The organism is Rhizobium sp. PRIMUS64 (assembly GCF_023006465.1).
Taxonomy (GTDB): Bacteria; Pseudomonadota; Alphaproteobacteria; order Rhizobiales; family Rhizobiaceae; genus Rhizobium; species Rhizobium leguminosarum.
The window spans coordinates 1-5,704 of the sequence record NZ_JALBGX010000230.1; the positions used below are offsets into that span (position 1 = coordinate 1).

General features: G+C 64.6%; 7 protein-coding genes. 3 read left to right on the forward strand and 4 right to left on the reverse strand.

The genetic code is table 11. The features are described from left to right. From MOV76_RS38035 to MOV76_RS38045, 3 genes are all read left to right on the forward strand, one after another. Positions 1 to 987: DEAD/DEAH box helicase (locus MOV76_RS38035; protein ID WP_247266497.1), on the forward strand; the 987-nt coding region annotated here is incomplete at its 5' end. Between the two features lie 144 nt (positions 988 to 1,131). Beyond that, positions 1,132 to 1,566, forward strand: coding sequence for a GNAT family N-acetyltransferase (locus tag MOV76_RS38040; protein ID WP_080764150.1), 435 nt, complete (start codon positions 1,132 to 1,134; stop codon positions 1,564 to 1,566). Between the two features lie 28 nt (positions 1,567 to 1,594). Further along, a complete protein-coding gene (locus tag MOV76_RS38045) occupies positions 1,595 to 2,257 on the forward strand; it encodes a methyltransferase (RefSeq protein ID WP_115157516.1) in 663 nt (220 codons plus the stop codon). Positions 2,258 to 2,267: 10 nt separating this feature from the next. On the opposite strand, the gene glp is transcribed toward MOV76_RS38045, so the two are convergent. The 4 genes from glp to trpD form a co-directional block, all read right to left on the reverse strand. Beyond that, entirely contained in the window at positions 2,268 to 3,491 is a 1,224-nt protein-coding gene (glp, locus tag MOV76_RS38050; RefSeq protein WP_065277549.1) for a gephyrin-like molybdotransferase Glp, read from the reverse strand. Beyond that, the gene (gene moaC, locus MOV76_RS38055) at positions 3,488 to 3,985 is read right to left on the reverse strand and encodes a cyclic pyranopterin monophosphate synthase MoaC (protein ID WP_065277550.1); all 498 of its coding nucleotides are present in this window, start codon (positions 3,983 to 3,985) and stop codon (positions 3,488 to 3,490) included. Before moaC ends, glp begins: the two co-directional genes overlap by 4 nt. A gap of 1 nt (position 3,986) precedes the next feature. Continuing rightward, positions 3,987 to 4,799: an indole-3-glycerol phosphate synthase TrpC gene (gene trpC / locus MOV76_RS38060; protein ID WP_047622866.1), complete on the reverse strand. Its 813-nt coding sequence runs from the start codon at positions 4,797 to 4,799 to the stop codon at positions 3,987 to 3,989. A gap of 9 nt (positions 4,800 to 4,808) precedes the next feature. Beyond that, positions 4,809 to 5,704, reverse strand: an 896-nt coding sequence (gene trpD, locus MOV76_RS38065; protein ID WP_247266498.1) for an anthranilate phosphoribosyltransferase, incomplete at its 5' end; no start/stop codon positions are given.

The window sequence follows — 5,704 nt, forward strand, 5'->3', positions numbered from 1 at the left end:
AACCCGGAAACGCTGCTGCACCGCAGCGGCCGTACCGGCCGGGCCGGACGCAAGGGCATCAGCGCCATGATCGTGCCGCTGAATGCACGGCGCAAGGCAGAGCGCCTGCTGGAGAATGCCGGTATTTCGGCTGCCTGGGCGCGACCGCCCTCGGCCGAGGAGGTGAGCGAACGCGACGACGAGCGGCTGCTCGCCGACCCGATCTTCAACGAAACGCCGCAGGAGGAAGAGCAGGGGCTGGTTCAGCAGCTTCTTGCCAGCCACGGCGGCGAAAAGCTTGCCGCCGCCTTCCTGCGTCTTTACCGCACCAATCATTCGGCGCCGGAAGATCTCATCGAAGTTACCGTGCAGGACGAACGCAGCCGCAAGCGCCGCGACAATGCCGAGCCCTACGAGCCGGCGCAGAAGGGACCGCGCGAGGATTTCGGCGCTAGCGTCTGGTTCTCCGTCTCGGTCGGGCGCAAGCAGAATGCCGAGCCGCGCTGGCTGATCCCGATGCTCTGCCGCAACGGCAATGTGACGAAGCGCGAGATCGGCGCGATCAAGATGCAGCCTGAGGAGACCTTCGTGGAGATCGCTGCGGCGAGCGCCGAAAGCTTCCAGGCGGCGATCGGACCGAACAAGGCGCTCGAACGCGGCATCCGCGTGACCAGGCTTCCCGGCACGCCGGATTTTAGCCGGGCGCCGTCGCCGAAGCCTTATGCCGGCAGGCCATCCCGCGACGAGCGGCCGGACGATACGTTCCGCGGCGAGCGGCCGAAGAACAAGTTCGGCAAGGGTCCGGGCGGCGGATACGCCGCAGCCGACAATGCCGGCCAGGAGAGACAGGATAGCAAGCCCTGGAGCAAGAAGCCGGGCAAACCCGGCTTCGATGGCCCGAAGTCAGACAAGCCGAAATTCGACAAGCCGAAATTCGAAGGCGCCAAATATGACGGCAAAGGCGGCGCCGGGCCGAAGGGCAAGTTTTCGAAGAAGAGGACCGGCTGATTTTGTCGCTGCAGCACCGCGCTGTAATGCTTTGAATTAATGCATAATTTGTCCTTAAAATCGTTTCCTATTTGAGGAATTATGCAGCAACCCTTCGCCGGTCTTGGCGGAGGGTTTTGGGTCGTATCCCTCAGCGAGGCAAGGATGATGGTGGAAACGGCAATCCTCAGCGTTCCGGTTTTCAGTACGCTCTGCAATGAGGCCTTCCGGCTGCGACGCGCAGTTTTCGTATATGAGCAGAAGGTTCCCGAAGCCGAGGAATTCGATGCCGACGATCTCAGCGCCCATCATCTCGTCGCTGTCACGGCGGGCGAGGTTTCCGGCACGCTGAGAGCCATTTACGCCGAGGAACATGTGAAGATCGGCCGGGTTGCGGTTGCTGGCCGATGGCGCGGCCGCGGCATTGCGGCTGATATGATCGGGCGTGCAATGGAACTGCATCGCGGCGCACGCGACAACCGCTTCTATCTCACAGCGCAGGCGGACAAGCTGCCGCTCTACGAGCGTTTTGGCTTCGTTGCCTATGGCACTGAATTCCTCGACGGTGGCATGCCGCATCTTGCCATGAAGAACTATTGAGCTTCGGTGGCGGCAGGAGCAGACGACGATGAAACGCCCGGGCATGCAGCAACCCGATCCGGTCGCCTTTATCAAAGCTAATCTGCCGATCTCACCCGTTCCGTCCATTCCCGAGATCCGGCTTCATACGGCAGGCCCCGCAAGCGGGCTCTGGCGGCTTGCAGGCCGCAGAGAAGCCGATCCGGCACCTTATTGGGCCTATCCCTGGGCCGGCGGCGCCGTGCTTGCCCGCTATCTGCTCGACCGGCCGGAAATAGTCGTGGGTCGCCGTGTCCTCGATCTCGGCGCCGGCTCGGGGCTCGTCGCCATTGCGGCGGCGAAGGCCGGAGCCGCCACGGTGACGGCGGTCGACATCGATGCCAATGCCATTGCCGCGATCGGCCTCAACGCGGCGATCAACGGCGTGGATATCATAGCCCGGGCCGCCGATATCATCGAGGATCCACCACCGGAGATAGACCTCCTCGTGGTCGGCGACCTGTTCTACGATCCCACGCTCGCCTTGCGGGTGATGGCCTTCCTGCGGCGTTGCGAGGCGAGCGGCATCGAGGTGCTGATCGGCGATCCCGAACGGGCCCACCTGCCGCGGGGCGAACTCAGCCGAATCGCCACCCATATAGTTGCGGATTTCGGTGGGGGCACCGGCGGTGCCGCGCCGGCGGGCGTTTTTGCGCTCTTCGGCAACGGCTGAAAGGCTGAGATTATGCCAAGAGATCCGGCCGCAACAGCATGACCGGGCAGGGCGCTCCGGCCGGCAGTTCCGGCGCATGCGGCGGGCGGATGACGAGGCAATCGGCTGCGGCGAAGACCTTCATCATCGAGGAATCCTGCTTGCCGAAAGGCTCGGCGAGCCAGGCGCCGGCAGCGGATTTCGAAAGTTTCGCCCTGATATAGTCCTGCCGGTGGTCATTGGCGCGCAGTGTGACGGCCGCCTCCACCGTTGCCTCGCGCCGCACTGGCGGCAGGGAGGCGAGCTTGCGGATCAGCGGCTCAAGGAAGAGCAGCGAACAGACGAGGCTAGAGACCGGATTGCCGGGCAGGCCGAGCACATGCGTCTCACCGAAGCTGCCGACCATCAGCGGTTTGCCGGGGCGCATGGCGATGCGCCAGAAATCGAGCTGCATGCCGGCCTCGGTCAGCGTGGCCTGCACCAGATCATGGTCGCCGACCGAAGCGCCGCCGAGCGTGACGATCACATCGACCTTGGCGTCCCGCGCCGTGCCGATCGCCGCGGTGATCTTGGCCTTGTCATCAGGCACGATACCGAGATCGAGCACATCGGCGCCGGCTTTGCGGGCAAGGGCTGCAATACCAAACGTATTGGATGCGATGATCTGCGAAGGGCCGGGCGTGCTTCCGGGCGGCAGCAGTTCGTCGCCGGTTGCGAGGATGGCGATCAGCGGGCGCCGCAGCACCTCGACATCAGGTCGGTTCATGCCCGCAGCGACCGTCAGCCGCGAGAAATCGAGCACGGTGCCGGCCGACAACACGGCTTCGCCTTCGGCGAAATCCTGGCCGCGGGGACGCACGTGCTGGCCCTGCCGCACAGGGAAATTGGTTCTGATGCCGCCCTCGATCTTCTCCGCATCCTCCTGCAGCAGGACGCTATCAGCGCCTGGCGGAACAGGCGCGCCGGTGAAGATACGGACGGCCTCTCCCTGGCCGACGCTTCCCTCGAAGCCGTGGCCGGCGGAAGATATCCCGATGACCTTCAGCACGGCGCCCGGCTCCGGCGCGTCTTCGCGGCGTAGCGCATAGCCATCCATGGCAGAGGCGTTGAAGGGCGGTTGGGTCAGGCCGGCCGTCAGCTCGACGGCCAGGACGCGGCCCTCAGCCTCGGCAAGCGGCAGCGTCTCGGACGCCGCAACGGGCTTTGCGCGAGAGAGCAAGCGGTTCAGAGCCTCGGCGACCGGAAGAAGGTTCATCTTGCCTCCGGATGACGGAAATCGCCGGATTTTCCGCCGGACTTTTCTAGAAGTCTGATGCCGCCGATCTCCATTGCCTTATCGGCCGCCTTGGCCATGTCGTAGATCGTCAGACAAGCGACAGAGACGGCGGTCAGCGCCTCCATCTCGACACCGGTCTTGCCGGTCAGCTTGGCGGTGGCCGTAACGCGCAGACCGGGCAGGGCGGCATCTTCCTCGATCTCGACCGTGACCTTCGTCAGCATCAGCGGATGGCAGAGCGGGATGAGATCGGCGGTGCGTTTTGCCGCCATGATGCCGGCAAGGCGCGCCGTCCCGATCACATCGCCCTTCTTGGCATTGCCTTGCCGGATGAGAGCGAGTGTTTCCGGCGCCATCTTCACATGGCCCTCGGCAGTGGCGATGCGCACCGTCTCGGCCTTATCGGAGACATCGACCATATGCGCCTCGCCGGAGGCATCGATATGAGTGAGCCCTGGCTTTTGGCCGCTCATATCATTCGGCCGCGATGGCGGCTTCGCCAAAAAGCAACGCGCGGGTGGCGGCGGCTACGTCGTCCTTGCGCATCAGGCTCTCGCCGACGAGGAAGGTATTGATGTCGACGGCCTGCAGGCGCTTGCAATCCGCATGGGTAAAGATGCCGCTTTCGCCGACCAGCAGCCGGTCGTCCGGCACCATGGGGGCAAGCGTCTCGCTGACGCTCAGGCTGACTTCGAAGGTCCGCAGATTGCGGTTGTTGATGCCAATGAGCAGCGAGGAAAGCTTCAGGGCCCGCTCCATCTCCTCGGCGTCGTGGACCTCGACCAGCACGTCCATACCGAGGCCAAAGGCTTCGTCCTGCAGGCGTTCGGCCTCGTCGTCAGAAAGCGAAGCCATGATCAGCAGGATGCAATCGGCACCCCAGGCGCGGGCTTCCTGCACCTGATAGGTCTCGAACATGAAATCCTTCCGCAGCGCCGGCAGCGTGCAGGCAGCGCGAGCGGCCGTCAGAAATTCCGGCGCGCCCTGGAAACTCGGCCTGTCGGTCAGCACCGAAAGGCAGGCGGCACCGCCGGCCTCATAGGCGCTCGCCAGCGACGGCGGATCGAAATCCGGGCGAATGAGACCCTTCGACGGGCTCGCCTTCTTGATTTCGGCGATCAGGCCGAAGCGGCCGGCATCACGCTTGGCAACGAGCGCCTTGTGGAAGCCGCGCGGGGCGGACTGATCAGCCTGCATCGCCTTCAAGTCGGCAAGCGACACCGTCGCCTTGGCGGCGGCGATCTCCTCGCGCTTGTAGAGTTCGATCTTCTTCAGGATATCGGTCATCGGGCAATCCTAGTCGATATCGTTGGAAACGGCGATGAGTTTGTCGAGAGCGAGCGCGGTAGAGCCGCTATCCAGCGATTGCGTGGCCAGCGTCATGCCGTCGCGGATCGTTGCGACCTTGCCCGCGATGACGAGCGAGGCGGCCGCATTGGCGAGCGAGATATCGCGATAGGCATTCTTGGCGCCGCCGAGCACCTCGCGAAGGGCTGCGGCATTGGCGACACCGTCACCACCCTTGATGTCGGCGAGCACGCAAGGGCTGACGCCGAAATCGGCGGGCGAGAGCTCGAAGGTGCGGATCTTCCCATCTTCGAGTGCCGCGACGTGTGTGATGCCGGTCGTGGTGATCTCGTCGAGGCCATCGCCATGGACCACCCAGACGCATTCGGAGCCGAGATCACGCATGACTTCGGCAAGCGGCACCAGCCATTGCGGCGAGAAGACGCCGAGCAGCTGGCGACGGACGCCGGCCGGGCTGGAAAGCGGCCCGAGCAGGTTGAAGATCGTGCGCGTGCCAAGCTCGACCCGGGAGGGGCCGACATGACGCATGGCGGAATGATGCAGCTGGGCGAACATGAAGCCGACGCCGGCTTCCGCGATGCAGCGGGAAATGATCTCGGGACCGACGTCGAGCTTGACGCCGAGTGCCGCCAGATTGTCGGCCGCGCCCGATTTCGAACTCAGCGCCCGGTTGCCGTGTTTGGCGACAGGAACACCGGCGCCGGCGACGATCAGCGCCGCCAGCGTCGAGATGTTGTAGGTGCCGCTGGCATCACCGCCGGTGCCGACGATGTCGATCGCATCGGCCGGGGCCTCGACGGTCAGCATTTTCGAGCGCATCGCGGTGACGGCGCCGACGATCTCATCGACGGTCTCGCCGCGCACGCGCAGCGCCATCAGGAAGC